Origin of the sequence: Streptomyces sp. L-9-10 (assembly GCF_004151105.1) — a bacterium.
GTDB lineage: Bacteria > Actinomycetota > Actinomycetes > Streptomycetales > Streptomycetaceae > Streptomyces.
Window position 1 is genome coordinate 1 of sequence record NZ_PHRF01000052.1, and the last position, 23,056, is coordinate 23,056.

Annotated in this window: 19 protein-coding genes, 1 tRNA gene and 1 pseudogene; 3 read left to right on the forward strand and 18 right to left on the reverse strand. The window is 71.9% G+C overall.

Features of this window, described 5'->3' with window-relative positions:
• Both CU044_RS14430 and CU044_RS14435 read right to left on the reverse strand, forming a co-directional pair.
• Window positions 1-809: hypothetical protein (locus tag CU044_RS14430; RefSeq protein ID WP_129768981.1), on the reverse strand; the 809-nt coding region annotated here is incomplete at its 3' end.
• Window positions 810-864: 55 nt separating this feature from the next.
• The gene (locus CU044_RS14435; protein ID WP_240045598.1) at window positions 865-1,347 is read right to left on the reverse strand and encodes a response regulator; all 483 of its coding nucleotides are present in this window, start codon (window positions 1,345-1,347) and stop codon (window positions 865-867) included.
• Between the two features lie 128 nt (window positions 1,348-1,475).
• On the opposite strand from CU044_RS14435, the gene CU044_RS14440 reads away from it, so the two are divergent.
• Window positions 1,476-1,895, forward strand: coding sequence for a hypothetical protein (locus CU044_RS14440; RefSeq protein WP_129768983.1), 420 nt, complete (start codon window positions 1,476-1,478; stop codon window positions 1,893-1,895).
• A 103-nt stretch (window positions 1,896-1,998) separates the two neighbouring features.
• On the opposite strand, the gene CU044_RS14445 is transcribed toward CU044_RS14440, so the two are convergent.
• From CU044_RS14445 to CU044_RS14455, 3 genes are read right to left on the reverse strand one after another with little or no spacing between them, the layout of a single operon-like run.
• Entirely contained in the window at window positions 1,999-2,553 is a 555-nt protein-coding gene (locus CU044_RS14445; RefSeq protein ID WP_240045600.1) for an HIT family protein, read from the reverse strand.
• Between the two features lie 18 nt (window positions 2,554-2,571).
• Entirely contained in the window at window positions 2,572-3,840 is a 1,269-nt protein-coding gene (locus tag CU044_RS14450) for a DUF5937 family protein (RefSeq protein ID WP_129768984.1), read from the reverse strand.
• A gap of 9 nt (window positions 3,841-3,849) precedes the next feature.
• Complete coding sequence (locus CU044_RS14455) at window positions 3,850-5,181, reverse strand: M20 family metallopeptidase (protein ID WP_240045601.1); 1,332 nt, start codon at window positions 5,179-5,181, stop codon at window positions 3,850-3,852.
• A 260-nt stretch (window positions 5,182-5,441) separates the two neighbouring features.
• Here CU044_RS14455 and CU044_RS14460 point away from each other — a divergent pair, with 260 nt between their 5' ends.
• Together CU044_RS14460 and CU044_RS14470 are read left to right on the forward strand one after the other, a co-directional pair.
• Complete coding sequence (locus CU044_RS14460; RefSeq protein ID WP_129768985.1) at window positions 5,442-7,052, forward strand: AbgT family transporter; 1,611 nt, start codon at window positions 5,442-5,444, stop codon at window positions 7,050-7,052.
• Between the two features lie 357 nt (window positions 7,053-7,409).
• Window positions 7,410-8,066: a response regulator transcription factor gene (locus tag CU044_RS14470; RefSeq protein ID WP_165371893.1), complete on the forward strand. Its 657-nt coding sequence runs from the start codon at window positions 7,410-7,412 to the stop codon at window positions 8,064-8,066.
• Here CU044_RS14470 and CU044_RS14475 read toward each other — a convergent pair.
• The 13 genes and pseudogenes from CU044_RS14475 to CU044_RS14530 all read right to left on the reverse strand — a co-directional run bounded on the left by CU044_RS14475 (window position 8,033) and on the right by CU044_RS14530 (window position 22,983).
• Window positions 8,033-9,208, reverse strand: a complete 1,176-nt coding sequence (locus CU044_RS14475; RefSeq protein ID WP_129768986.1) for a hypothetical protein — start codon at window positions 9,206-9,208, stop codon at window positions 8,033-8,035. The genes CU044_RS14470 and CU044_RS14475 overlap by 34 nt on opposite strands.
• Window positions 9,209-9,446: 238 nt before the next feature.
• Window positions 9,447-10,640 carry an ATP-binding protein gene (locus CU044_RS14480; RefSeq protein ID WP_129768987.1) on the reverse strand — a complete coding sequence of 398 codons (1,194 nt, stop codon included), beginning with the start codon at window positions 10,638-10,640 and terminating at the stop codon, window positions 9,447-9,449.
• A 209-nt stretch (window positions 10,641-10,849) separates the two neighbouring features.
• Complete coding sequence (locus CU044_RS14485) at window positions 10,850-12,829, reverse strand: AfsR/SARP family transcriptional regulator (RefSeq protein ID WP_165371894.1); 1,980 nt, start codon at window positions 12,827-12,829, stop codon at window positions 10,850-10,852.
• A 370-nt stretch (window positions 12,830-13,199) separates the two neighbouring features.
• Window positions 13,200-15,047: an ABC transporter ATP-binding protein gene (locus CU044_RS14490; RefSeq protein ID WP_129768989.1), complete on the reverse strand. Its 1,848-nt coding sequence runs from the start codon at window positions 15,045-15,047 to the stop codon at window positions 13,200-13,202.
• Window positions 15,047-17,026: an ABC transporter ATP-binding protein gene (locus CU044_RS14495; protein WP_129768990.1), complete on the reverse strand. Its 1,980-nt coding sequence runs from the start codon at window positions 17,024-17,026 to the stop codon at window positions 15,047-15,049. The genes CU044_RS14490 and CU044_RS14495 overlap by 1 nt, the downstream gene beginning before the upstream one ends.
• A gap of 100 nt (window positions 17,027-17,126) precedes the next feature.
• Window positions 17,127-17,249, reverse strand: coding sequence for a keywimysin-related RiPP (locus tag CU044_RS14500; protein ID WP_129768991.1), 123 nt, complete (start codon window positions 17,247-17,249; stop codon window positions 17,127-17,129).
• Window positions 17,250-17,293: 44 nt separating this feature from the next.
• Window positions 17,294-17,416 (reverse strand): lasso RiPP family leader peptide-containing protein, encoded by a 123-nt coding sequence (locus tag CU044_RS39535; protein ID WP_240045603.1) that lies wholly within the window; start codon window positions 17,414-17,416, stop codon window positions 17,294-17,296.
• Between the two features lie 79 nt (window positions 17,417-17,495).
• Window positions 17,496-17,888: pseudogene (locus tag CU044_RS39540) on the reverse strand (lasso peptide biosynthesis B2 protein); the annotation flags it as partial.
• Window positions 17,885-18,142, reverse strand: a complete 258-nt coding sequence (locus CU044_RS14510; protein ID WP_129768993.1) for a lasso peptide biosynthesis PqqD family chaperone — start codon at window positions 18,140-18,142, stop codon at window positions 17,885-17,887. The pseudogene CU044_RS39540 and the gene CU044_RS14510, both read right to left, overlap by 4 nt.
• Window positions 18,123-19,973: an asparagine synthase-related protein gene (locus CU044_RS14515; protein ID WP_129768994.1), complete on the reverse strand. Its 1,851-nt coding sequence runs from the start codon at window positions 19,971-19,973 to the stop codon at window positions 18,123-18,125. Before CU044_RS14515 ends, CU044_RS14510 begins: the two co-directional genes overlap by 20 nt.
• Window positions 19,974-20,389: 416 nt before the next feature.
• On the reverse strand, window positions 20,390-20,578 hold the full coding sequence (locus tag CU044_RS14520; protein WP_129768995.1) for a hypothetical protein: 189 nt from the start codon (window positions 20,576-20,578) through the stop codon (window positions 20,390-20,392).
• 212 nt (window positions 20,579-20,790) lie between these two features.
• Window positions 20,791-22,002 (reverse strand): cytochrome P450, encoded by a 1,212-nt coding sequence (locus CU044_RS14525; protein ID WP_240045602.1) that lies wholly within the window; start codon window positions 22,000-22,002, stop codon window positions 20,791-20,793.
• A gap of 909 nt (window positions 22,003-22,911) precedes the next feature.
• Window positions 22,912-22,983 (reverse strand) — tRNA-Arg (locus tag CU044_RS14530).
• Between the last annotated feature and the right edge of the window lie 73 nt (window positions 22,984-23,056).

Below are 23,056 nucleotides of genomic sequence, written 5' to 3' on the forward strand. Positions count from 1 at the left end.
GCCGGGTCGGGGGTGATGCCGAGTTCCGCCGCGTTGCGTGCGAGGGCGCGCGTACGGGCGTACGCGTACCGCACCCGGAAGAGGGGGTTGCTCTCGCGCTGTACCAGCAACTCGGAACCGGTGTACGGGCGGTCGTGGGCGGCGGGCCGCAGCAGCCCCCAGCGGGCCGCGTCGGGGCCCAGCCGGGCGAAGAGGTCGTCGCCCGCGGGGGCGGGAAGCGGGCGCGGCCTCTCGTACGCCCCGTCCGCCCCGTCGGTGCCGTCCACTCCGTCCGCTCCGGGCACGACCTCCGCCCGCGCGCCCTGGCTGCGGAGCAGCCCCACGACCGTGTCGGTCCAGAGGGCGGCCCGGGGCTCGTCGGAGGCGGCGAAGGCCACGGTCGTACCGGCGAGCGCGTCGCCGTGCCCGTAGCGCGGTCCCGCGCGCAGGATCGTACGGACCAGTTCGGCGCGGGTGTCGCGGGCCAGGGTGAAGTTCAGGAAGCCGGGGCCGGTGATCTCGATGCGGTCGATGCCGGGGCTGGTGCTGGTGCCGGGAGCCGCGTCGGTCGCGGAACCGGCCCCGGAGGTGGTCGCGGAGGTGGTCGCGGAGCGCAGGATGTTCGCGCGTACGATCTCGGCGATCTCCCGGGGCGGGCGCCCGGCCGGGCCCGCGAGCTTCAGCGCGATGTTGCTGGCGTAGTCCCCCCGGCCGCCGGGCCGGGGCCGTTCGACCGTGACCCGTTCGGGCACGGGCCCGGGAAGGGCGTCGTCCTCGACCGCGCGGCACACGGCGCGCCGTACGGTTCGGGAGAGCTCGGCGGGGGTCACGGGACAAGCGTATGGGAGGAGGGGGGCCTCTTCGCGAACCGGTTTCGCGATGCGGTCAGCCGCGGGCGCTTCCGGCCCGCCCGGCACCGTGTCTGCCGTCCAGCGGCGGCGGGCCCTCCCGGTGCGTCAGCCGCCGTACGAGCCGGACCAGCTCGGCCGGCTCGAAGGGCTTGGCGAGGAAGGCGTCCACTCCGGCGGCTATGCCGGACTCCACCTCGTACTGCGTACAGGCGCTGATGATCGCGACCGGCAGATCGCGGGTGCGGGGGTCGGCGCGCAGCCGCTGGGCGGTACGGACACCGTCGAGCCGCGGCATCACCACATCGAGGGTGATGGCGTCGGGCATCACGTCGTGGACCACTTCCAGGCACTCGGCACCATCGGCCGCGGTCACGACCTCGAACCCCTCTAGTTCGAGATTGACCCTGATCAACTGCCTGATGACCCTGTTGTCATCGACAACAAGCACCCGGCCGGACTCGCCCGACACCACTTGAGGGTAGGTCCGAACCCGGTGTCGCGTCCGGGTTTTGCCCACTTCCACCTCGCGCGGGCGACGCGAGCACGGCGCCCGAGCGGGCGCCCGCGCCTTGACCTCGTCTTGACCGCGCCATGAAGAGCCGTGGACCGGCCACGGACCGCGGTGCGCCCCCATAGGCTCGGGGTATGGAGCAGAGCGAAGTCGTTCTCAGGGCCATCGGCATTCTCACGCAGTCCGCGGAGTGGATCCGGACCGCCAACCGGGACGCGGGCGGGGAGACGGACGGGCAGGCGGGCGGGCAGGCGGGCGGGGGCACCGGCGCGGAGGGCTCCTCGCCCGAGCGGGGCTCGGGCGAGGGGCAGATCGGATCGCTGCTCGCCGAGGTCTTCCCCTCCTTCACGGTCTCACCGGAGTCCACCCCGCTCGAAGCGGCGCACGCGGTGACCGCGGCGGCGCTGCCGCCGATGATGCAGCTGATCGGCGCGTTCACGTATGTCTTCGCGCAACTGGCCGAGGTCCACGACAGCGGCCGTACGGACATCACCTCGGAGGATCTGCTGCGGGAGCTGGCGCTCCGGATGTCCCGTCCGAACGACGCGGTGTAGCCGGGGCGGAAGCGGTAGTGCGGAAGCGGTAGTGGGGGCGGGGGCGGACGGCCGGGCCCGCTGAGCGACCGGCCGGTTCGTGCGCGGGGCGCGGCGCCGGAGATCATCGAGGTCCATGCCCCAGCCTTTCCCGCACCGCGTGGCGCAACCGCTCGGCCAGGGCCGCGTTCTGCTCGGGGGACGCGGTCAGTACGCCGTTCTCGGCCATGAGCGCGTGGTACTGCTGCCGCTCGTACGGCACCCCCGGCGGCAGCCCGGCGATGTGCCAGTGCAGATGCGCGTTGCCCTGCCCGCTCCCCAGTGAGAGCAGATACGTGCGCTCGGGCGCCAGGACGTCCTCCATCGCCAGCGCGACCGTCCGTACGAACAGCATCAGCCGGATGTACGCGGTCTCGTCCAGGTCGCCGACGACCTGTTCGACGTGGGCCTTCGGCGCGACCAGGAGCTTTCCCGGCAGGGTCGGGTAGCGGTCGAGGAAGGCCACGTGGTCCTCGTCCTCGTACACCGTCTCGTGCCGGAACGCGGGGTCCCCCGCGAGGAACGCGCAGACGAAGCAGGGGCCGCTCCTGGTCCGTTCCTCGTACGCCGTGAGATCCATCGGCCGGCGGTGCGTACGGTCCGTGGGGTCCGTGGGGTCCGTGGGGTCCGTACCGTCCATCCGGCTGCCTCCTCGGTCTCAGTGCTGGAGCGCTCTCACGACGTCCTGGCCGATGCGTTCGACCGCCGCGAGATCGAGACGGTAGTGCACGAACCGGCCGCTGCGCTCCGCTCCGACCAGGCCGAGATCGCGCAGCGCCCGCAGATGGCGGGAGACCTGGGGCTGGGTCATGGAGAGTCTCGCCGCCAGGTCCAGGGTGGTCATCGGCTCCCTGGCGATCAATCGGCACAGCCGGACCCGGTGCGGGTCGGTCAGCGCGAGCATCCGGCTGCGGGCGAGCGTGACGCCGACCTCGGGGGCGTCCACGGGGTAGTGCAGTACGGGCGGCAGGCCGGGCTCGTTCTTGACCACCAGATGCGGCGCGTTGTAGCGGGTGGGTACGAGGACGACCGGGGTGCGGGCCGGGGTGATCACCGAGTGGTGCAGCTTGTCGAAGACGACGCGCGGCGGGGCGCCGAGGCGGGAGGAGTCGGGGCTGAGCGAGGCGAGGGCTTCGGCCAGGTCCTCGGTGGTGCGATTGGGATGAGTGGTGCGGGTGGTGTGGGTGGCGCTTGGGGGGCGGCTGTTTCCGCTGCCGCCGGCCCGTCCCGCGCCCGGCGTCAGGCGTCCGCGTACCGCGAGCGCGGAGCGGGTGAGTTCGGGCTCGGCCCCCGCCCACACCTCCGCGAAGAACTCCGACCGGCAGCGGTCGAGGAAGGCGAGCAGATCGGCGCGGCAGGCCTCGGGGTCGCGCAGCAGTTGCGCGGCGAACTCCCGCCGTCCGGCGGACAGCGCGGCGGCGGCGTGTTCGAGCGCCGCCCGCTGGTCGGCGGAGCGCAGCAGCCGGGAGAAGTCGAAGCGGGTGTAGCCGTTGACGCAGGCGAAGGCGGTCAGTTCGGCGAACCGGCCGATCGGCAGGTGCGCGACGGTACGGAACTGCTCCTCCAGGGCGGAGCCCTGACCCGCGCCGGGCCCGGAGCCGGGGGCGGGCCCAGGGCCCTGACCAGCGCCGGGGGCGGAGCCGGGGGCGGAGGCGGGGGCGGAGCCGGGGCCCGCGGGTCTCATACCGTCGAGCCCCGGATAGAAACCGCGCCAGCGCAGCGCCGACCAGAGCGGCGAGAACCGGCGCAGCCCGGCCCGCAGTTCCGCCGACGCGTTCGCGGTGACCGCGCGCCCCCAGTCCCGCAGCTCCGGGTGGTGGGCGGACTCGGTCAGCGCGTGCAGACAGGCGGAGAGTTCCGCGAGCGGGGACACCGCCACCGTGAAGGAGCCGGGTCCGGCCCCCTCCAGGACGATGACGACCGACATACGGGGAGTTTACGTACGGACGGGCCCCCCGCACGCTCCCCCGGACGCGCCCGCGAACTCCGCCCGCGCCGCCGCCAGGAACGCCGGGTCGCCGACGAGGTCGCACACCACCCGGGCGAGTCCCGTCGCCGCGATCGCCGTACGGTCGTGCGCGTGTGCCGTCGCCGCGGCCTCGCGCATCGCCTCCGAGTGGCTCGGCGTGCCCGTCTCGGCGATCTGGACGTACGGATGGATGACCGGCAGCAGCTGCGAGAGGTTGCCGATGTCGGAGGAGCCCGCGGGGGTGGCCGGATCTCCCGGCACGATGTCCAGGCCGAGCGCCCGTACCGTCTCGCCGAAGCGTTCGGCGAGCACGGTGTTGTTCCGGCGGTCGGCGTACATCGGGCCGGTCTCGGACACCTCGGCCTCGGTCTCGGTGGCCAGGGCCACCCCGTGCGCCGCCTTGCGGACCCGGGCGACCAGCGCCTCGGCGGACTCCGCCGTCCGGTCCCGCACATACAGATCCACCGCGGCATGGGCCGGGACCACATTCGGGGCCTGGCCGCCGTCCGTGATGATCCCGTGGATCCGCGCGGTAGGCGGCATGAACTGCCGCATGGCGTCGAGCGCGTTGAGGAAGAGCTGCGCGCCCGCCAGCGCGCTCCTGCCCTCCCACGGGGACTTGGCGGCGTGCGCGCCGACGCCGCTGAAAGCGACCCGCAGATGCGCCGCGGCCAGGCCGTGCCGGGTGGTCAGGGAGCGGTCCGCCGGGTGGAACATCACGGCCGCGTCCACCCCGTCGAAGACCCCCGCGTCGGCCAGCTTGATCTTCCCCGCGCCGCCCATCTCCTCGCCCGGGGTACCGATCACGGCGATGGTCCCGGGGTGGCCGGGCAGCGCGCGTACGGCGGCGATCGCGGCCGCCGCGCCGCCCGCCGCGATCAGGTTGTGGCCGCAGCCGTGGCCGATGCCGGGCAGGGCGTCGTACTCGGCGAGCACGGCGACGTACGGTCCTGGCGCGCTCCCCTCATGGACCGCCACGAACGCCGTACCGATCCCGCCGGCCCCGGCCGTCACCGTGAAGCCGGACTCGGCCAGCCAGCCGGTCAGCACCTCCTGGGCGTGGACCTCTTCGAACTTCAGCTCCGGTCTGGCGTGGATCGCGCGGCTGACGCGCTCCATGCGCGGGCGCAGCGCGGAGATCTCCGAGGCGAGCGATCGCGCGGACGGTGCGGAGCGCGCGGAGGGGGCCGAGCGTGCGGAGGGAGCCGAGCGTGCGGACGGTGCGGGCTGTGGAGACAGCGGGGACTGCGCGGGCTCTGGAGACAGCGGGGACTGCGGCGTGGGGGCGGCAGCGGACAAGAGGACTCCCGTGGTGCGAGGTGAGCCACGGGCGCCGAAGGGCGCCGCGTGACCGGACACCGCCGCGTGAGGCGCGGCGGTCTACGCCGAGACTGCGGCCCTGGCGGTCCCGCCGGGCCCCGATTACCGCGCCCCAGGTAACCCTGGTCAGACTTCTCCCGGCTGCTCGTAAGGTCACCGCACCACAGACCGTCACCGGCTCGGCCGCCCCGCCGACGAGGCGTCCGTCCACAGCAGTCGCACCGCAGAAGGAGGGACCCATGGCAGCCGTGGACACCACAGCCGTCGACCCCGTACCGCCGAGACTCATCAGATTCCTGGGCGTGATCGAGCGCACCGGAAACCGGTTGCCGCACCCCTTCTGGCTCTTCTGGATCCTCTTCGCGGTCACGGCGGTGGCGAGTTGGGCGATGGCGTCGGGCGGGCTCCAGGTCACCGACCCCGGGACCGGCAAGCGGGTCGCCGTACAGACGGTGCTCTCCGTGCCGGGGTCTCGCGAGTTCCTCTCGATGATCGAGGAGAACTTCGTGACCTTCGGTCCGCTCGGGACCGTCACCATCGTCATGCTGGGCGTCGCCGTCGCCGAGCGCGCGGGCTTCTTCGAGACGCTGGCGCGCAAGTCCCTGGCCCGGGTGCCCGGCAAGTACGTGGTGCTGGCCGTGGCGCTCGCGGGCGCGCTGTCGAAGTTCCTCTCCGACTCGGCGTACATCATCCTGATACCGCTCGGCGCGATCGCCTTCCGGACGGTGGGCCGCTCCCCGCTCCTCGGCATGATCGTGGCCTTCGTCTCCATCAACGCGGCCGGCGACGCCAACCCGCTGATCGCGCCGGGCGACGCGGCGTTCGCGGCGATGGCGACCGAGGCGGCGCAGACGGTCTCGCCGCACGCGGTCGTGCGTCCGACGGACAACATGTACTTCACGACCGTGTCGGCGCTCGTCCTCGCCTTCGTCATCACCTTCGTGGTCGAACGGGTGCTGGCCCGGCGCGAGCACACCCTGCTGCCCGACGAGCCCGAGGCGCTGCCCGACACTCCCGAGGCGCGGCCTCACGCCACCGGGACGCCGCGGCACAGCCCCGAGGCCGCGACGGACGACACCGCCCGCCCGGCACCCGGCCCCCGCGAGATCCGTGCGCTGCGGCTGACGGGCTGGGCCGCGCTGGGCTACTGGGTCCTGGTCGCCCTCGCCACGGTCCCCGGCGGCTCGCCGCTGCGGGCCGAGGACGGCGGGATCATCGAATCCCCGCTCTTCGACAACATCGCGATCTTCCTCGCGCTGTTCTTCCTCGTCATCGGGGTGCTGTACGGCAGGCTCACCCGCGCGATCGTCTCCAACCACGACGTGCCGGCCTTCATGGCGGACGGGCTGCGCTCCATCGCGCCGCTGCTGGTGATCTTCTTCGCGGTCTCGCAGTTCGTGGCGCTCTTCAAGTGGACGAACATCGGGACCTGGGTCGCGGTGACGGGCGCGGACGCCATCCGCGGCCTGGGCGCGCCGACCCTCGTCCTCTTCGCGGTCCTCATCGTCGCCGTCGCGTGTATGAACCTGCTCATCACCAGCGGCCAGGCGCTGTGGGCCCTGGTCGCGCCGGTCCTGGTGCCAATGCTGATGCTGCTGCACATCAATCCGGCGACGACGATGGCGCTCTACCGGATAGCCGACTCCTGTACGAACTCGATCACGCCGATGAGCACCACCTTCATGCTGACGGTCGGTTTCCTCCAGACCCGCAAGAAGAGCGCGGGCATCGGCACGCTCGTCTCCTGCACGCTCCCGGTGGCGATGGCGATGCTGGTCGCCTGGACGACGCTGTTCTTCGTCTGGTGGCTGCTCGGGATCCCCCTGGGCCCGGGGGCTCCGGTGCGCTGAGGCCCGGGGAGGGATCCTCTGACGCCCGGGGAGGGGTGCGCCACGGGCGGCGCGGGAGCAGGACGACGAAGCCCTCGGCGGGCAGCAGGCCCGCGTTGCCCGTCCACCCGGCGGGGGCGGGGCGTAGGCCGTGTCCGCAAAGTCTCGCCTGGTTCGCGACGCCCGGCACGCACGCTCGCCGCGTTGTCGGAGTCGTCCAAGTACGTCCAGTACGAGGACGATCCGCCGCCTCGCGATCGCACGCACCGGACGCCGCGAACCCCGCCCTGCGGGCGGACGGCGATACTTTGCGGACACGGCCTAGCGGGCACGGCGGGGTATGGCGGCGCGTCGCCGGTTGGGGGGAGGATGACGGGCATGCCGGAAAGCGAGTCCGTGAGCGTGGCGCTGATCGACGACCATCCCGTGGTGCTCGCGGGGATCGAATCCTGGTACGCCGCGTCGGAACGGCCGATCACCGTCACGGCCAAGGGCCCGGATCTCTCCGTCGCGATGCACGGCCCCGGCCGGGCGGCCGATGTGGTGGTGCTCGATCTCCAGCTCTCCCACGGGGTGCCCGCGTACCCCGAGCTGAGGCAACTGGTCGCGCAGGAGCGCCAGGTGATCGTCTACACCATGCAGGAAAGCCAGGAAACGGCGCTGACCTGTCTGGATCTGGGCGCGTTCACCTATCTGACGAAGGCCGAGGGCGAGCGGCATCTCATGGCGGCCACCCTGGCCGCCGCCGACTGCCGGCCCTACACACCGCCCGCTCTCGCCGGTGCTTTCGGCAGCGATGCCAGAAAGGGCCGCCCCGCGCTGACCCCGCGCGAGGTGGAGGTGCTGCTGGAGTGGTTCCAGTCGGAGTCGAAGGCGATGGTCGGGGAGAGCCTCGGGATCTCCGTCCGTACGGTGAACACGTATCTGGAGCGGGTACGGATCAAGTACGCGAACGCGGGGCGGCCCGCGACGACCAAGGCGAATCTGGTCGCGAGGGCCATTCAGGACGGGCTGACCTCGCTGGACGAACTCTGAGCGTTCCGGTTCTCCGGGACGTGTACGTCGCCGGACGGGGACGGCGGGGACGGCGGGGACGGCAGCGCCGCGAGCAGCGTGTACGACGCCTCGACGAGGAGCCGGCCCTCGCTGTGCACCGTACGTACGCGGATACCCCGCTCGGTCGGTTCCGGGATGTCCGTCTCGGGCGCGTCCGTCACCACACTGACCCGTACCTGCCCGCCGCCGCGCACGACGGTCGCCCGCGCGCTGCGTTCGGCGGTCGCGAGCGCGGCGAGTACGGGCTCGGTCAGCGCGCGGCGAAGATGCCGGGGCACCGGAGCGGACGCGCCCCGTACGGCGAGCTGCACATCCACTCCGTGGCGTTCGGCCACCCCGATACCCGCCCGTAGTTCATGGAGCAGCGGGTCCGACGCGTGGTCCCGTTCCGCGAAGAGACGTCGCATCCGGGCGGCCTCGAAGGCGCAGCGGCGGCGTACCCGCTCGTCCCCGGGGTCGAGCGTTCCGTCGGCCAGCCCGGTCAGCAGCGGCAGTACCGAGCGGCCGAGATCGCGGTAGCGCGACCGCTGGTCGGCGTGGACCTGGGCGGAGACCGCCGCCTCGGTACGTACCCGCTCCTGCTCCCGTGCCGTGGCACCGGCCGCGGTCGCGCACCCCCGCAGCAGCCTGGCCATCACCGCGGCGGCGATCTGGAACGCGCAGATGGCGAGGGCGCTGACGGCCATACCGGCCGCGGCCTGCCGGGACGGGATCCCGGCGAGCAGCAGCTGTCCGAGCGTCACGACGACATGGAGCGCGACGAAGAGCAGCGTCGCGTTCAGACCCGCGTCGAACAGCAGCAGGACGCCGAACCAGCCGATCTCCAGAAACGTCCAGTGCGGGGTGGCGAGGAAGTGATCGCCGGGGAGCTGGCTGGTGGCGACGACGGCCGCCGCGAGCGAGCACAGCAGCCCGGCCGCGACCCAGCGGCGGGGGCGGCGCCGGCCGGCCATTCCGAGGAGCGCGTCGACCACGATGATGAGCGTCAGCAGGCCGAACGCGATGAGCTGCACCCAGGGGTGCCGGTAGCCGTCGAGGTTGGACAGCAGGGCGGGGAGCGCCAGTCCGAAGTGGACCGCGGAGAGAATGCCGAGCCCTGCCAGCCGCAGCGCGCCGAGCATGCCGGCGGCGATCCGGTCCGTCAGCGGATCGGACGGCGGTGGTTCGCCGTCGAGGGGGTCGGACGGCCGCGGATCGGGCGGCCCCGAGCAGAGCGGCCGTGAGTCGGGCGGTCGCGCATCGAGCGGTCGCGTGTCGAGCGGTCGCCGATCCGTCCCCGGCGGGTGCGAATCCGTCCCCGGTGGGTGCGCACCGGGCGCCGGTGGACCGGGCACGGGCGGACCGCAAGGCCGATGGTCGTCAGACATGCGGCCACTCCAGCCGTACGGCGGTGCCGTGGCCCGGCCGCGAGTCGACCGTCGCCCTGCCCCCGACGGCGGCCATGCGCTCGACGACCGAGCGGGCCAGCCCCTGGCAGTGCGGCGGCACCCGCGTCACATCGAATCCGGTTCCGTCGTCGCTGACGACGACCGTGACGGTGTCACCCTCCCGGCGCGCGGTCACGGTCGCGGAGTTGACGCCCGCGTGGCGCGCGACGTTCCGCAGCGCCTCGCCGAGGCTGCCGCGCAGCGCCTCGACGGCCGGCCGCCAGATCAGACCGAGTGAGCCGTCGAACTCGGCGCGTACGACGAGCCGGTGGTCGCCGGTCTCCGCGAACAGTTCCTGTGCGACATCCGTCTCACCGGATGTCGCCCGTTCCGACGCCAGGCGCCGCAGGTCCTTGGCCGCCTGGGTGCGCAGTATTTCCGGCCGGAGGGACTGACCGTGGGCCGAGACCATCAGCATCGTGGCGCACGCGGTGTCGTGCAGGGTCGCCAGATGCTCGCGCTCCGCCGAGTGCTGCGCCTGCGCCACTTCGTGCCGGCGCCGGGCGGCGGCCGCCTGCGTACCGACGGCGTCGGCGGCTCTGCTCGCGCGCAGCACCAGCCGGTAGAGCCCCTGGGCGAGCAGGCTCTGCACCAGCAGCCAGCTGACATTGGGCACCGCGTAGTCCCAGCCGTCGGGGCGGTCGAGCATGGCACCGGCCAGATCCACGACGGAGAGCAGCAGCGCCATCGCCAGCGCGAGTCCCGCCGGGTACATCATCTGGTACCCGACCGCCACGATGCTGACCACCACCAGCAGCCAGGTGCTGCCGTACATGGACTGGCTGTCCGGAATCGTCAGTTCCTGGGTGAGGCAGAGGCCGGTCAGCACCGCCATGTCGGCGGCGAGCAGTGGCCCGGGGCGGGTCCCCGCCATCCCCAGCCGGTAGTGCAGAACGCTCCAGCCGAGCACGACACAGGAGATGACCGAGGCGATGGCCATACGGTCGGCGGGCATCGCCGGTACGGCCAGAACCGCGCAGGAGCAGACCACCACCAGCCGGATCCGGTACGCGTAGCGGTACGCGAACCGCACGAACTCCCGCTCCGCGGGCCCCGCGCGCCCGGCAGGCCCGGTTCTTCCGGCGGGTTCGGGCGGGGCCTGAGGATCGTCCGGCTCATGTGCCACTCGGTGCCCCACCTGTCGCCGTGCCTCGTCGGTTTGTCGGTCGATTGACCGTCACACGCCGAAGGGCTCCAGCGATAGCGTTTCTTTGGTCACTGTGCTGACGCTTCCGCGCGGTGGGGGGAAGCGGTCCCGTTGGTCGCGCGCACACCTGCCTCATGGGGGTGGGCAGGGGTGCGCGCGGGACCGTCCGCAGGACCGCGGACACCGCGTCAGGGCACGGACACAGCGACGGGAACAGGCACAGGGACAGGACCGGGTACGGAAACAGAACCCGGGACGGAGACGGGCAGGGCCGGTACGGACAACGCGCCGGCCAGCACCCGCGGGACGCGGGTCAAACAGGCCGCCGTCAGTCCGAACCGATCCGATCCGTGCCTCTCCACCAGATGAACCTGTACGAGTTCATCGAGCAGGCATACCGCTTCCTCCCGGGAGACGCCCAGCAGCGCCGCCGCGTCCGCCGGCCCGATCCCCTTCCCCTTCTCCGCGCCCGGGGCCATGCCCGCGAAGGTCCACGCGCTCGCGCCCGCCGCGAGCACTCCGTACAGCCGGGCCGCCGCTTCGGTCAGCCCCTTGAGCGACCAGGAGAGCACGGTGTCCAGGTCGGTGCCGTCCTCGCTCAGCCGGAACGCGTTGAGCGGCTCCTCGCCGCGGATGTCCGTCACCAACCGCCGCAGGCTGACCTCCGGCTGGCGCGCGGCCCGCTCGGCGAGGATGCGCAGGGCGAGCGGCAGACCGCCGCAGAGCGCGGCGAGTTCGTCCAGCGCGGCGCGTTCCGCCAGGCGCCGGCCGCCCAGCAGCCGGTTCAGCAGATCGGCCGACCGCTCGTGGTCGAACGGCGCGAGCGTCAGACGCCGGGCGCCGTTCCTGACGACCAGGCCCCGCAGCTGATTGCGGCTCGTGACCAGCGCGGTGCCCGCCGGTCCCGGCAGCAGTGGTCTGATCTGCTCGGGGCACATCACATTGTCCAGGAGCAGCAGCGTGCGGCGGCCGGCCAGTTCGCTGCGCAACAGCGCACTGCGCTCACCGACGCTGCTGGGCACCTCGTCGTCGGCCACCCCGAGGCCGATCAGCAGGGCGCGCAGGGCATCCGCCGGGCTCAGCGGGTCACGGGTGCTGAACCCTTCGAGATCCAGATAGATCTGGCCACCGGGATAGCGCTCCTGCCGTCCGTTGGCCCAGTGGATCGCGAGGGCCGTCTTGCCGACTCCGGCGGGACCGTCCAGCAGCAGTACGTTGCCCGCGCAGCCCGGTACGTCGCGCCGCATATCGGGCAACTGCCCGTCGATCATGGCGAGCTCGTCCGTCCGGCCGGTGAACGGGACGTCGCCCGCCGGAAGCTGGCGTGGCACGTACCGGCTCGGCCCGCCCGCCCGCATTCCGACCGGGACACGGGTCCTGGCGCGGGCCCGGCCCGTCGACGCGGTGAGACCGGGGCTCGCGACCAGCATCTGCTGGTGCAGTTCGCGCAGTTCGGGGCCGGGGTCGACACCGAGCCGATCGCCCAGCAGGCGACGGCACCGCTCGTATTCGCGCAGCGCCTCGGCCGACCGCCCTGTCCGGTAGAGCGCGAGCATCAGCTGAGCCCAGAACCGTTCCTGAAGCGGGTCCAGGGCCAGCGTCCGCCGCAGCAGCGGAATATGGTCGCCCGGGTCCTCCAGCTCCAGTCCGATGGCGATCCTGCGGTGTACGGCCCTGAGCCTCGCCTCCTCCAGGGAGGGGAGAACGTCGCGGTGCAGCGAGGGGCCATGGATCCCAGAGAGGGCCGGGCCGCGCCAGAGGGCGAGGGCGCTGTCGAGCGCCGCGGCCTCGGCGTCCGGGCCCGCCGTGACGGCCACCGCCGCGGCGCGTTCGGTCCGTTCGCGGAATTCGGTGGTGTCCACGGAGACCAGCTCACGGCTCAGCCGGTATCCGCCCCGCTGCGCCTCGATGACGGACCCTTCGGTGCCGCGAGCCTCGTCCAGCACACGGCGCAAGCGTTTGATGTAGCTGCGGATGGTTGTGCGCGCCGATGCCGGGGGGTCGATCCCCCAGAGGCATTCGGCGATGTCGTCCACCGGCACGATCTGCCCGTGGTGCAGTGCCAGTGCGGCCAGCAGCGTCTGCTGCCGCCCGGCCGATACGGTGAGTCGTGCGGCCCCGTGGGTCACTTCAAATGCGCCGAGCAGGCGCACATCGATCCTGTGCACTCGGTATTCCCCCTTGTGTGTGCACCCGGCGTGTGCCGCCGGCCGCACGTCGTCTGCCTGACGGCCGGGCCGGGGTCAGCGGCACCGCCATCCAGGACACAACGAAATTTACCGTTTGCGATCCAGAGGGTGTGACGGTCATTCGACCCACATGGCGCATAGTGGCCATATCCGCATGGATGTGGCCCCATGGGATAGCCACCCCGGATGGCCTCTCACGTCCCGTCACCTGAGCGACGCCTCACACGCGACCGCTTCACACACGAGAACCCGCGTCAACGGGGCCACCGCACGTACGGACTCCGCCGCGCCCGTGCCGAAGCTCCGGGTGCGGGCGCTCGCTTCAAGGCTTCACGTACGGGCACTCGCTTCAGACGAGCGGGCGTGGTCGGGAGGTGACGGCCTCCGCAACCTCTCCGGCGGGCTCCGCACTCTCCCCAGCAGGCTCCGCGCTCTCTCCGGCGGACGACCAGTAGCCGATCAGCTCGGCGTACTCGGCCGACTTCCGCAGGAGTTCGTCATGGCTCCCCACGGTCAGTGAGTCCTGCCCGACGACGGCGATCCGCTCGGCGCGCAGGGCCGAGGTGATGCGGTGGGCCACCACGATCAGCGTGCCGGGCCGCGCTATGAACGCGTCCTCGACCCGTTCCTCTCCCGTCCGGTCCAGATGGCAGGTCGCCTCGTCCAGGATCACGACGCGCGCCTCACTGACGTACACCCGGGCCAGCGTGATGAGTTGACGCTCCCCCTGGGAGAGCAAGCCGGGTGAGCCGATCGCCGCGTCGTAACCGCCCAGCCTGCGCACGGTCTCGCCCAGGCCCAGCGCCACGGCCGCCGCGTCCAGCTCGCTCTCCGGCACATCGGGGCGCAGGAGGGCGAGGTTCTCGCGGAGTGTGCCGGCGAAGACGTACGACTCCTGCGGTACGACGGCGACCCGTCGGCGCAGTTCGTCCTCGGCCAGCTCCGGCACCGGTATCCCGCCGACCGTCACCACCCCGCACCGCGCCCGCTCCAGGCCGCCGGCCAGACAGGCCAGGGTGGACTTGCCGATACCGCTCGGCCCGACGATCGCCAGATGCGAGCCGTAGGGGATATCGAGGCTGAGACGGGAGAAGAGCGGTTCGGCGTGTGGCCCGTAGGCGAAGAGGACATCCCGCAGCGCGATGTCGGTGGCCGTGCCGCCGCCGGCTCCCGCGCCCGCCCCTGTGAGCGGGGCGGTCCCGGACGGCGGGCGGGGCGGGACGTCGATGAAGTCGGTGAGCCTGTGCAGGGTGACGGAGAGCTGGAGCCCCATGTTCGACACCGTCTGCACCATGGCACGCAGCGCCGGCTCGATTCCCTGGAGCAAATAGACCATGGCGCCGACCAGCGCGCCGGGTGTCAGTACGGCCGACGAGACGAGCCACGGCGAGGAGAGCAGGATGATCGCGAACGGCAGCCGGGTGCCCACCGCGACCACGGCGATGCGCCCCGCGCCCGCGCGGGCACTGGCCACGGCCGCCGCTGCTTCGGCGTCCACCCCCGCACCCACCGTCCGCCCCGCCGTCTTCCAGGCGCCGCACGTCACGACGTCCCGGATCCCGGTCAGTTGAGGACCCGCCCGTCGCGCCAGCTCCTCCTGCGCCCGGAGCAGGGCGACATGGCGTCGCCTGAGCACCCGGGAGAGCAGAGCCGTCAACGCGGCCGCCGTGAGCACCGCCCCGCCCGTGATCAGCGCGAGCAGCGGATCCAGCGCGCACAGGCCGATCATGGCCGCCACCATGGCCAGCACGACCCCGCGCAGGGAGAGCAGCAGCCCGCCGGAGATCTGACGGACCGTCTCCACCTGCCGGGTGAGCCGGGCGACGGTCGAGACATCGGTGGTCGATCCGCCGGAGTGTCCGGCGCCGCTCTCCGGATAGACGGCGCGGTGCAGTCCGGCACGGACCACCTTGCCGATGAGCGCGTCGCGCAGCGATTCCACCATGGCCGCCGTGTGCGGCATGGCCTGTCTGGTCCCGAGCGTCCCGATCACCATCGTGACGCCATACGCGAGCAGGAGCAGCAGCCCGTGCGGGACGCGGCCGTCCAGGAAGCCGTGGTCGAGGGCCGCCGCCACCAGGGTCCCGGAGAGCAGCACCGGCAGGGTCTCGACAAGCGACCAGGCGGCGAGCGCGCCGAGATCGCGGCAATGGGCACGCAGAACGGGTCGTACGAGCCGCATGGTCTCCGACGCCATCACACCGCCCCCGAACGCTCTCGGCCGTTGGCACGAGCCGGGCCCTGTGCCGGGCCGTGTGCCGGGCCCTCAACCGGGTCGCGTGCCACACCGCCCGCGCGGTCCAGCCCTGACGCGTCGAGCCCTGCCGCGTCCGGCCCCGCCCGGTCCGGCCGGTCTCTGTCTGACTCCTCGCGGTCTGACACCTCGCGGTCCGGCCCCTCGCGGTCCGGCTCCTCGCGGTCCAAGCCGTCTCTGTCCGGGCCGTCTCTGTCCGGGCCGTGTCCGTCCGGAACTGGTCGGTCCGGAGCTGGTCGGTCCCGGCCTGCGCCGAAGACAGCCCGGTAGGCGGGGTCTGCCAGCAGCGTCCGGTGCGGGCCGACCGCGCGCACACGGCCCCGCTCCAGCCAGGCGACCAGATCGGCGCCGGCGGCGGTGGTGATCCGATGGGCCACCACGATGCGGGTGGTGCCGCGCAACGACTCGTCCATGGCCCGGCCGATCTCGTTCTCGGTCGCCGTGTCCACGCTGGACATCGCGTCGTCGAAGATCACGACCCTGGCTCGCCGGCAGACCGCGCGCGCCAGCCCGAGCCGCTGCGATTCCCCTCCCGACAGCCGGAGTTCGGCGACGGGTGTCCGATAGGCGCGGGGAAGCCGGCTGATGAAGCCGTCGGCGTGGGCCGCACGCGCCGCTTCCCGTACGGCGGTCGCGGTCACCGGACGGTCGCCGTACCCGATCAGATCGGCCACGGTGTCGCCCAGTGGGTGGGGGCGCTCGAAGGCGTACGCGATGGCGTCGCGCACCTCGCCCCGGTCGGTCTCGGCGAGGTCGGCGCCGTCCAGTCGTACTTCTCCCCCGTCGGGTGGCAGCGCCGCCCCGGCGACGAGCGCCAGCGTCGTCTTGCCCGACCCCGAGGCGCCGACCACCGCCATGGTGGAGCCGGCGGGGATGTCGAGCGTCAGCCGGTCGAGTACGCGCCGGCCGTCGGCCCGTACGGTGATGTCGCGCAACGTGAGGGCCCCCTCCCCCGGCGGCAGGTGCCGGTCCCCCTGGCGGGGCAGTGGCGCGGCGAACACCTCCTGAAGCCGCTCGGCCGAACCTCGCGCCCTGCCCAGTTCGGCGAAGATGCCGACCTGCGACAGCAGCCGCATCGCATACGTCAAGTAGAGCTGTGCCGCCAGCATCTGGCCGGGAGTCAGCCGTCCGGCCACCACCCCGTATCCCGCCGTCGCCAGCACGCCGATCTGCAGGCCGGGCGCGAGCAGCGACAGATACCAGCCCGCTCGGCGCTGTGCCTCCCAGAAGCCGGTTCCGGCGGCTCGCAGCCGGGGCAGCGGGCGGAGCACGCGCTCCACCTCCCGGTCGAGGGTGGCCGACGCGCGGATGGTGCGGGCTCCGCCGACGGCGTCGACGAAGCGGTCGGACAGCTCCCCGTGTGCTCGCTGGTACTCGCCGGTGAGCGTGGTGGTCCTGCGGATGAGCATCCGGGCGAGCAGCCAGACGGCGGGAACACCGAGGACGAAGACGAGGACCAGCCGCCAGTCGATGAGGAACAGCGCGACCAGCCCGCCGAAGGCGGTCAGCGCGGCGAAGGCCGCGTTGAGAAAATTCAGCCCCGCGCCGCCGGCTTCGGCGGTGCTCTCCAGCGAGCGGCTCAACAGGTCCCCGGGCGTGAACCGGCTTCGGGCGGACAGGCCGATGCGGAAGATTCTGGAGAACGTGTCATGCCGGAGCCGTGCGGTGGCCGCGGCCCGCATCCTGGCCTCGGTGATCTGACCGGCGATCTCGGCGACCGTCATCGTCACCAGCAGGGAGCACACCAGCAGGAACGGGACGCTGTCACCGGTCTGCCCGAGAACCACATCGATCGCGCCGGACAGCGCGAGCGGCAGCAGCAGACCGGCGACGCTCTGGAACAGGTGCAGCGCCGCCACCGCGGCGAACAGTCCCTTGTCCCGCCTCACCGTTCCGGCCAGCAGTCGGTCACTCTCGCGCATCTGTCCCCCCAACCCGTCTCTCTGTCGCCACCAGGCGCGGCGGGGACGCTCGCGCGACCGCTCGCCGCACCTGGTGATCCGTTGACCCGACGACTGGTGATCAGTCGTTCTGGTTCTGGAAGAAGAAGTAGGCCTCGTTCGCTCCGTTACGGAAGAAGCCCGTCTCCTCGGTGAATTCCCCGAGCTCGATGAGCGCGGGAGCCTCGTACATTTCCTTGTCCATGGTGGTCACCTCCCCTCCCCGTTTTCCGGACACGCCGGGGGCGATTACTGCCAGGTGTCGAAGAACCAGGTGATCTCGTCCCCGTTACGGATACCGAAAACCCCGGTCTCCTCGCCGAACGAGCCGAGCTCCATCACGACGGGAGCCTCGTAGCTCTCCTTCTCCATCGTTGTCACCTCCTCTCCGCATTCCGTATTCCTTTCCTGGCGAGGGCAGTTCGCCAGAAGCCTCGATGGTGATGAGCCGGGTGTAGTAACCGGCTTCCGTGGCCTCGTCGACCATGCGGCCCTCCGCCTCCACCCAGGCGTGCGCGGCGAAGGGGGGCGCTTTGAGCACGCCCACGCACCAGGTCGGCCAGACCGAGCGGGTACGGCACAGCAGGGCCGTGGCGATCGACCGCACGAGACAGGCGCGGGCACCGCAGCAGCGCGGGCTGACCGTGAGGACGGTGTCGCGTGCGAGTCCGGCCTCAGCCACCGTCGCCGGACGCGCTCCCCGTCGTACCCGTAGGAGTACGGCCCTGATGTGCCGGGGCTGCCGACGGGCGAGGACCCGGGCCACACCGACCACCGCACGGGTGACCAGCCGCTGCCGGAAGGACACCGTCACCGCGTCGGCCGGCAGTATGGGGATGCTCATCGCTTCACCAGCCCGGCGGAACGCAGCGAGACCAGCAGGGTGTCGATGTCCCTCCGCGCTCGCGCCTCGTCGACGTCGTACCGGTCGGTGAGCGCGGTGACCGCCTCGTCGACCGAGGCGCCCCGCGCGAGGGTGGAGAGCACGAGCCCCGCGGAGGAGCTGAGCTGCCAGTAACGGCCGGTGCGTTCGTCGAGTACGACCAGTCCGTATTCGGTCTCGGTCGTGGAGACATGGTCATGCAGCCGCAGGCCCATGAACCGGCTCCTCCCTGTCATGGCGGCGGTCGCCCGCCGGCTGATTCCTGGCGAACACCGCGCAATTGACGGTGGCGTCGAGGAACGCGTCCCGCGTCCCCATGTGCTGTGGCGACTCACCGGTGGCGAGTGCGTCGAAGTCGATGACGCCGCGTGTGGTCAGCGGCGACTGCTCGCAGAGTTCGAGAAGGGTGGGCCAGTGGTCCCGCAGCCCGCGTGCCGCTTGGACACTTCCGCCCATCTTCGAGCCGCGCCGCAGGAATTCATCGGGCAGCAGTCCGCGCATGGCCGCTTTGATCAGCGGCTTGAATTCCATAGGGGAGTCGCGTTCCTCGTGACGTACGGCGAAACACGCCTCCACCACGCGGTCGTCGAAGAACGGGGCCTCGAAGGGCATTCCGAGAGTGGCCGCGTACTGCTGCGTGCCACGGATGATCCTGCTGCCGTCCCGCACCATGGCCAGCTCGGCGTGGAGCGCCCGGTCGGCGCCGAGCGGTTCGGCCGACGCGGCCAGCTCTCCCAGCCTGGCCAGCAGCGCCGCCGCGGCGTCCCGGCTCAGCCAGCGCGGCAGCGCGACGGGCTGGTCCCACTCCATCCGCAGATCCGATTTCACCTCGCGGACGCGCCGGGCCTCCCGTACGGTCCGCCGTAGCCACGCGCGATAGCTCTCGGAGTCCAGCAGTTCGCGCAGTACGGGAATCAGCGGACGGTCGTCGAGCATCCTGGTGGTCCTGACGCGCCGCAGGGCCGTCAACGGGCGGCGGCGGAACAGCGCGTGGTCCCACACCGGCAGGCCGTGCAGCAGATGGTCGCCGCCCAGACCGTTGACGTAGGTCGTCGCACCCCGCGCCATCGCCGCCTCGACGCTGTAGCGGACGCGGGGCGCGGTCAGATAGGCCTGCGACGGCTCGTCCAGCCGCTCCACGACATCGCCGATGCCCTCGAAGAACTGCGGCATGTCATCGAGACGGCCCACGTCATGCCGGACGTTCGGCATGCTCGGCAGGGCGCGACGCGCCCAGATCAGATCCTCCAGGCCGCCCGGGTCGTCGTTGTACATCGTCGTCGCGACGATCTCGGCCGGCCCCCTCGCCGCGAGACGGCACAGCGGCGTCGAGTCCAGACCGCCGGACAGATCACAGTGCACCGTCCCGCCGGCACTGGTCCTGACGTCGACAGCGGCTTCGAGCGCCCCCCGCAACCGCTCGGCGCCCTCCCGCCTGGACAGCTCGGGTGCGGGCCTTCGCCACCAGACGACCGTACGTACCCGCCGCCCACCGTCCTCGACGAGCAGCGCCGACCCGGGCGCTACGGCCTCGACCTCCCGCCACATCGGCTCCTCGGCCAGTGGATGCGGCAGCACCCGCAAGAGCCTGATCGCCAGCGCGGTGTCATCGAGGGCGAATCCGCCGAGCCCGGCCAGGACATCCGCCCGGTCGGACACCACGCGCACCCCGTCGATCACCGCGTGGAACACGCGCCGCAACCCGCTCGCGGACCCCTGCAACCGGAGCCGCTCGCCATCGGCGGCCACCAGATGGAAGCTGCCGGCCAGGGAATGCCCGAGCTCTTCCAGCAGCCGGACACCCCCCGGCCGCCCCAGCTGCCCCCGCAGCCCCTCCTCCGTGGCGGAGGATCCCCCGATGACGGCGACCCGTACGGCCCCTCCCTCCACCACCACCCGCTGCCGCGCCGGCCCGCGAGCCAGCAGCAGCGGCCGACCCGACGCGTGACGGCAGATCAGCTGAGCATCCGAACCAACCCGCCGGGCCACCCGCTCGCCTCCCGCACAGTCCGGAAGCGCGATGAAGTACCAGCCATCACTGTTCACTTGCCCTCCTGCCGCCCACGTCGCCGTTGTGCCGATGACTTCATGCTGGACGGTGGCTGTGGCAGTGGAGTGGCACTCCCGTGGCAGATCAGTGCCACCCACCTGACCTGCGAAAACGCCCGCCGCCCGCGACTCGCCGACAGGCGGGTACGGGCAGGCGGGCGCGCGGGTGGCGGGCGTTGGTCGCCCGGGCCGGGCTAGGGCCTCTCGTTTGGATCATGCCGGGCTCGCGTGCCCGCGGTGACATCAGCCGCTGCCGCGGCGGGCCGCGCCTCGCCGCGTTGTCGTCGGTCGCCAGGGCTCCGCCATGGCTCCCTCCTCCGCCTTGCGATCCTCCCCCGTAGCCTGAACGGCACGGGAGGGACCCCCTCCACCAGACCCCGCTCCCTGATCCGGCCTGATCCAAACGAAAGACCCTAGCTGCCGAGGAGGTCGCCGATGATGTCGCCCAACTCTCCGAGGCCGTCATCATTGATGCCGCCCTTGGCGACCCCGGCCGCGCTGTGGGCGGTGGCGGTGCTGTGGGCGGAGGCCGCCGGGGCGGTGATGGTCGCGACCCCGAGCAGTGCGACGGCTCCGAGGAGTGCGGTGGTGATACGGCGCATAGGTGATCCCTTTCTCGTTCGGTTCAAAGCGCCGTCAGCATGGCCCAGCCGTTCCCGCGTCAAGCGGTCCGCCGCTCGAACGGCAGTCGCCGAAACGTTCTCCCCTCACCCGGAAGGCGGCCACGGCAGCGTGCCCGGCCGGAACACCGGAAATCACGGGCGCGCGTGAGGGCCCTTCGTCGACCGAGACGATCGACACGACGTCAAGGGGGTCAGTCCACGTCCCAGGCGACCGGCAGCCGGTGCACGCCGTAGATGTTCATGTTGGTCCGCAGCGGCACCTCCCCGGCGGGAACGTCCAGCCGCAGCGTGGGGAACCGGGTGAACAGGGCGGGCAGGGCCACCGTCATCTCGACGCGCGCCAGCTGCTGGCCCAGACACTGATGGACGCCGTGCCCGAAGCCCAGATGTCCCGTGGCCTTGCGACGCAGGTCGAGGACGTCCGGCTCGGGGAACCGCTCGGGGTCCCGGTTGGCGGCCTCCAGCGAGATGGTGACGCTCTCCCCCGCCTTGATGACCTGGCCGTTCAGCTCGACGTCCTCCAGCGCGGACCTCACGGTGGTGTGGGCGATGGTCAGATAGCGCGTCAGCTCCTCGACCGCCTGGGCGGCGAGGTCCGGGTCCGAGCGCAGGGCCTCGGCCTGGGCCGGGTTGCTCAGCAGTGCGAACGTCCCGTGGGCGATCATGTTGGCCGTGGTGTCGAGTCCGGCGGCGAGCAGGAAGCCGCCCACGCCCACCAGTTCCTCGTCGGTGAGGTCCGAGTCCCTGGAGAGGTCGCCGAGCAGGTCGTCGGAGGGTTCGGCGCGCTTGGCCGCGACCAGCCCCGCCATGTACTCCTGGAGCCCGGCCATCGCGGCGTGCCGTTCCTCGGGACTCACGTCCATGTTCGTCAGCGTGTGGGCGTAGTTCTGGAAGCGCTCGTGGTCGGCGTAGGGCACACCGAGGAGCTCGCAGATCACCAGCGCGGGAATGGGCTGGGCGAACGCCGCGACCAGGTCCGTACCGGGCCCCTGGCGCTCCAGCGCGTCCAGGTGCTCCGTGGTGATCTGCTCGACCCTCTCGGCGAGTTGACGCATCCGGCGGACCGTGAACTTGCCCATGAGCAGTCGCCGGAGGCGGGTGTGCCCGGGCGCGTCCATGCCGATCATGTCACCGACGGGGGCGGGCGGCAGCGGCCCCTCGGGCCCACCGGGGAACGGGTAGTGGATCAGCTCGTACCGCGAGCTGAAGCGCGGGTCGGCCATGATCTCGCGGACCGTGGAGTAGCCGGTGGCGAGCCGGCCGACGTGTCCGTCGGGGTACGTCATCGTCCTGAGGGGACTCGCCTCGCGCAGTCGCGCCAGTCCGGCCGGGGGGTCGAAGGGGCAGCCGACGGAACGCCCCGTGGGAAGCCCCTCGGGTGCGCTTGCCTCCGCGGTCTTCATGGCCTCGGGTCGGGTCGACGGTTCGTGCTGCATGGTGTCCTCCGTGGAGAGTGACGTGCGCTGAACTGCGCGATGCGGCCAGGTGAGGTGAACTGTCACGCGCGGCGAATCTGTCATGATCCGGCGTGACCTGTCGTTCCATTGGAGCGAAGTGGCGTGTTGACAGCGGGACTCACCGCTTGACGGCGCGGCAGAAGACGGACCGCGCCCAGACGTATCGACAGGGTCGGTCATGTCGGCGGCCGTCAGGATGATGCCGGGCGCGTACGCGGTCGATGTACTCGCCGCCCCGCCCTTCTCGGGGCCGACCCCAAGGCCCAGGGGCCGTTCGTCATCCTCCGGACGCGAGTGGCGCCAGCGGCATCACAGGTGGCACCACTGGGTCCGGATCCGCTTCGCGTCGGCGCTCCCGCACCTCCGAGTCGGGCGGCGCCGTCACGACGAACTCCGGGGCGAGTCCTCGCAGCCGTCCGCCGTGGCCGTGAGTTCGTGACGGAGTTGGCCGACATAGGAAGGGCGATCCATGCCGCCGCTATGGCACCATTATGGCGCCACGGCAAGCGAGTCCGGTGCCATATGGCGCCATCCGCAGGATGCGCACAGGGAGGTCGAAGCCTGCCGAGTTCCACACTCGAAAGGTCGCCCGAAAAGGCACCTGGCCGACGGGCGACCCCGACTCACATCAGGAGCGTGGTGAACCGATGTCCCGGCCCTGGAGGTGGCGCTCGCGTTCTGCCGTCGCGAGCCCTGAGAGCCCCGGCAGCCCTGAGTCCGAGTCCACGCTTCGGCCCTACCCATGCCGGTCGGTGACGGACAACAAGCAAAAGCCGGACCCAGTTGGACTGGGTCCGGCTCTCAATTCTGGCACTTCCGCAGGTCAGCGGCTGCTTCACGCTGATCCTGCTTCTGTGCCCCCGGCAGGATTCGAACCTGCGCACACGGCTCCGGAGGCCGTTGCTCTATCCCCTGAGCTACGGGGGCGCTTCGCTGTGGTGCTTGGCGACGAAGGAAACCCTACCAGCTTCGGCGGGGTGGCCGTGAACAGGTATTTCCA

Coding starts and splice junctions, on each gene's coding strand:
- CU044_RS14495 (WP_129768990.1), bottom strand. CDS start 17,026: ATGCGCGAGAGTGACCGACTGCTGGCCGGAACGGTGAGGCGGGACAAG.
- CU044_RS14440 (WP_129768983.1), top strand. CDS start 1,476: ATGGAGCAGAGCGAAGTCGTTCTCAGGGCCATCGGCATTCTCACGCAG.
- CU044_RS14450 (WP_129768984.1), bottom strand. CDS start 3,840: ATGTCGGTCGTCATCGTCCTGGAGGGGGCCGGACCCGGCTCCTTCACG.
- CU044_RS14510 (WP_129768993.1), bottom strand. CDS start 18,142: ATGGGCCTGCGGCTGCATGACCATGTCTCCACGACCGAGACCGAATAC.
- CU044_RS14470 (WP_165371893.1), top strand. CDS start 7,410: ATGCCGGAAAGCGAGTCCGTGAGCGTGGCGCTGATCGACGACCATCCC.
- CU044_RS14460 (WP_129768985.1), top strand. CDS start 5,442: ATGGCAGCCGTGGACACCACAGCCGTCGACCCCGTACCGCCGAGACTC.
- CU044_RS39535 (WP_240045603.1), bottom strand. CDS start 17,416: ATGGAGAAGGAGAGCTACGAGGCTCCCGTCGTGATGGAGCTCGGCTCG.
- CU044_RS14490 (WP_129768989.1), bottom strand. CDS start 15,047: ATGGCGTCGGAGACCATGCGGCTCGTACGACCCGTTCTGCGTGCCCAT.
- CU044_RS14525 (WP_240045602.1), bottom strand. CDS start 22,002: ATGAAGACCGCGGAGGCAAGCGCACCCGAGGGGCTTCCCACGGGGCGT.
- CU044_RS14520 (WP_129768995.1), bottom strand. CDS start 20,578: ATGCGCCGTATCACCACCGCACTCCTCGGAGCCGTCGCACTGCTCGGG.
- CU044_RS14475 (WP_129768986.1), bottom strand. CDS start 9,208: ATGCTCGGCGCGCTGCGGCTGGCAGGGCTCGGCATTCTCTCCGCGGTC.
- CU044_RS14445 (WP_240045600.1), bottom strand. CDS start 2,553: ATGGACGGTACGGACCCCACGGACCCCACGGACCCCACGGACCGTACG.
- CU044_RS14500 (WP_129768991.1), bottom strand. CDS start 17,249: ATGGACAAGGAAATGTACGAGGCTCCCGCGCTCATCGAGCTCGGGGAA.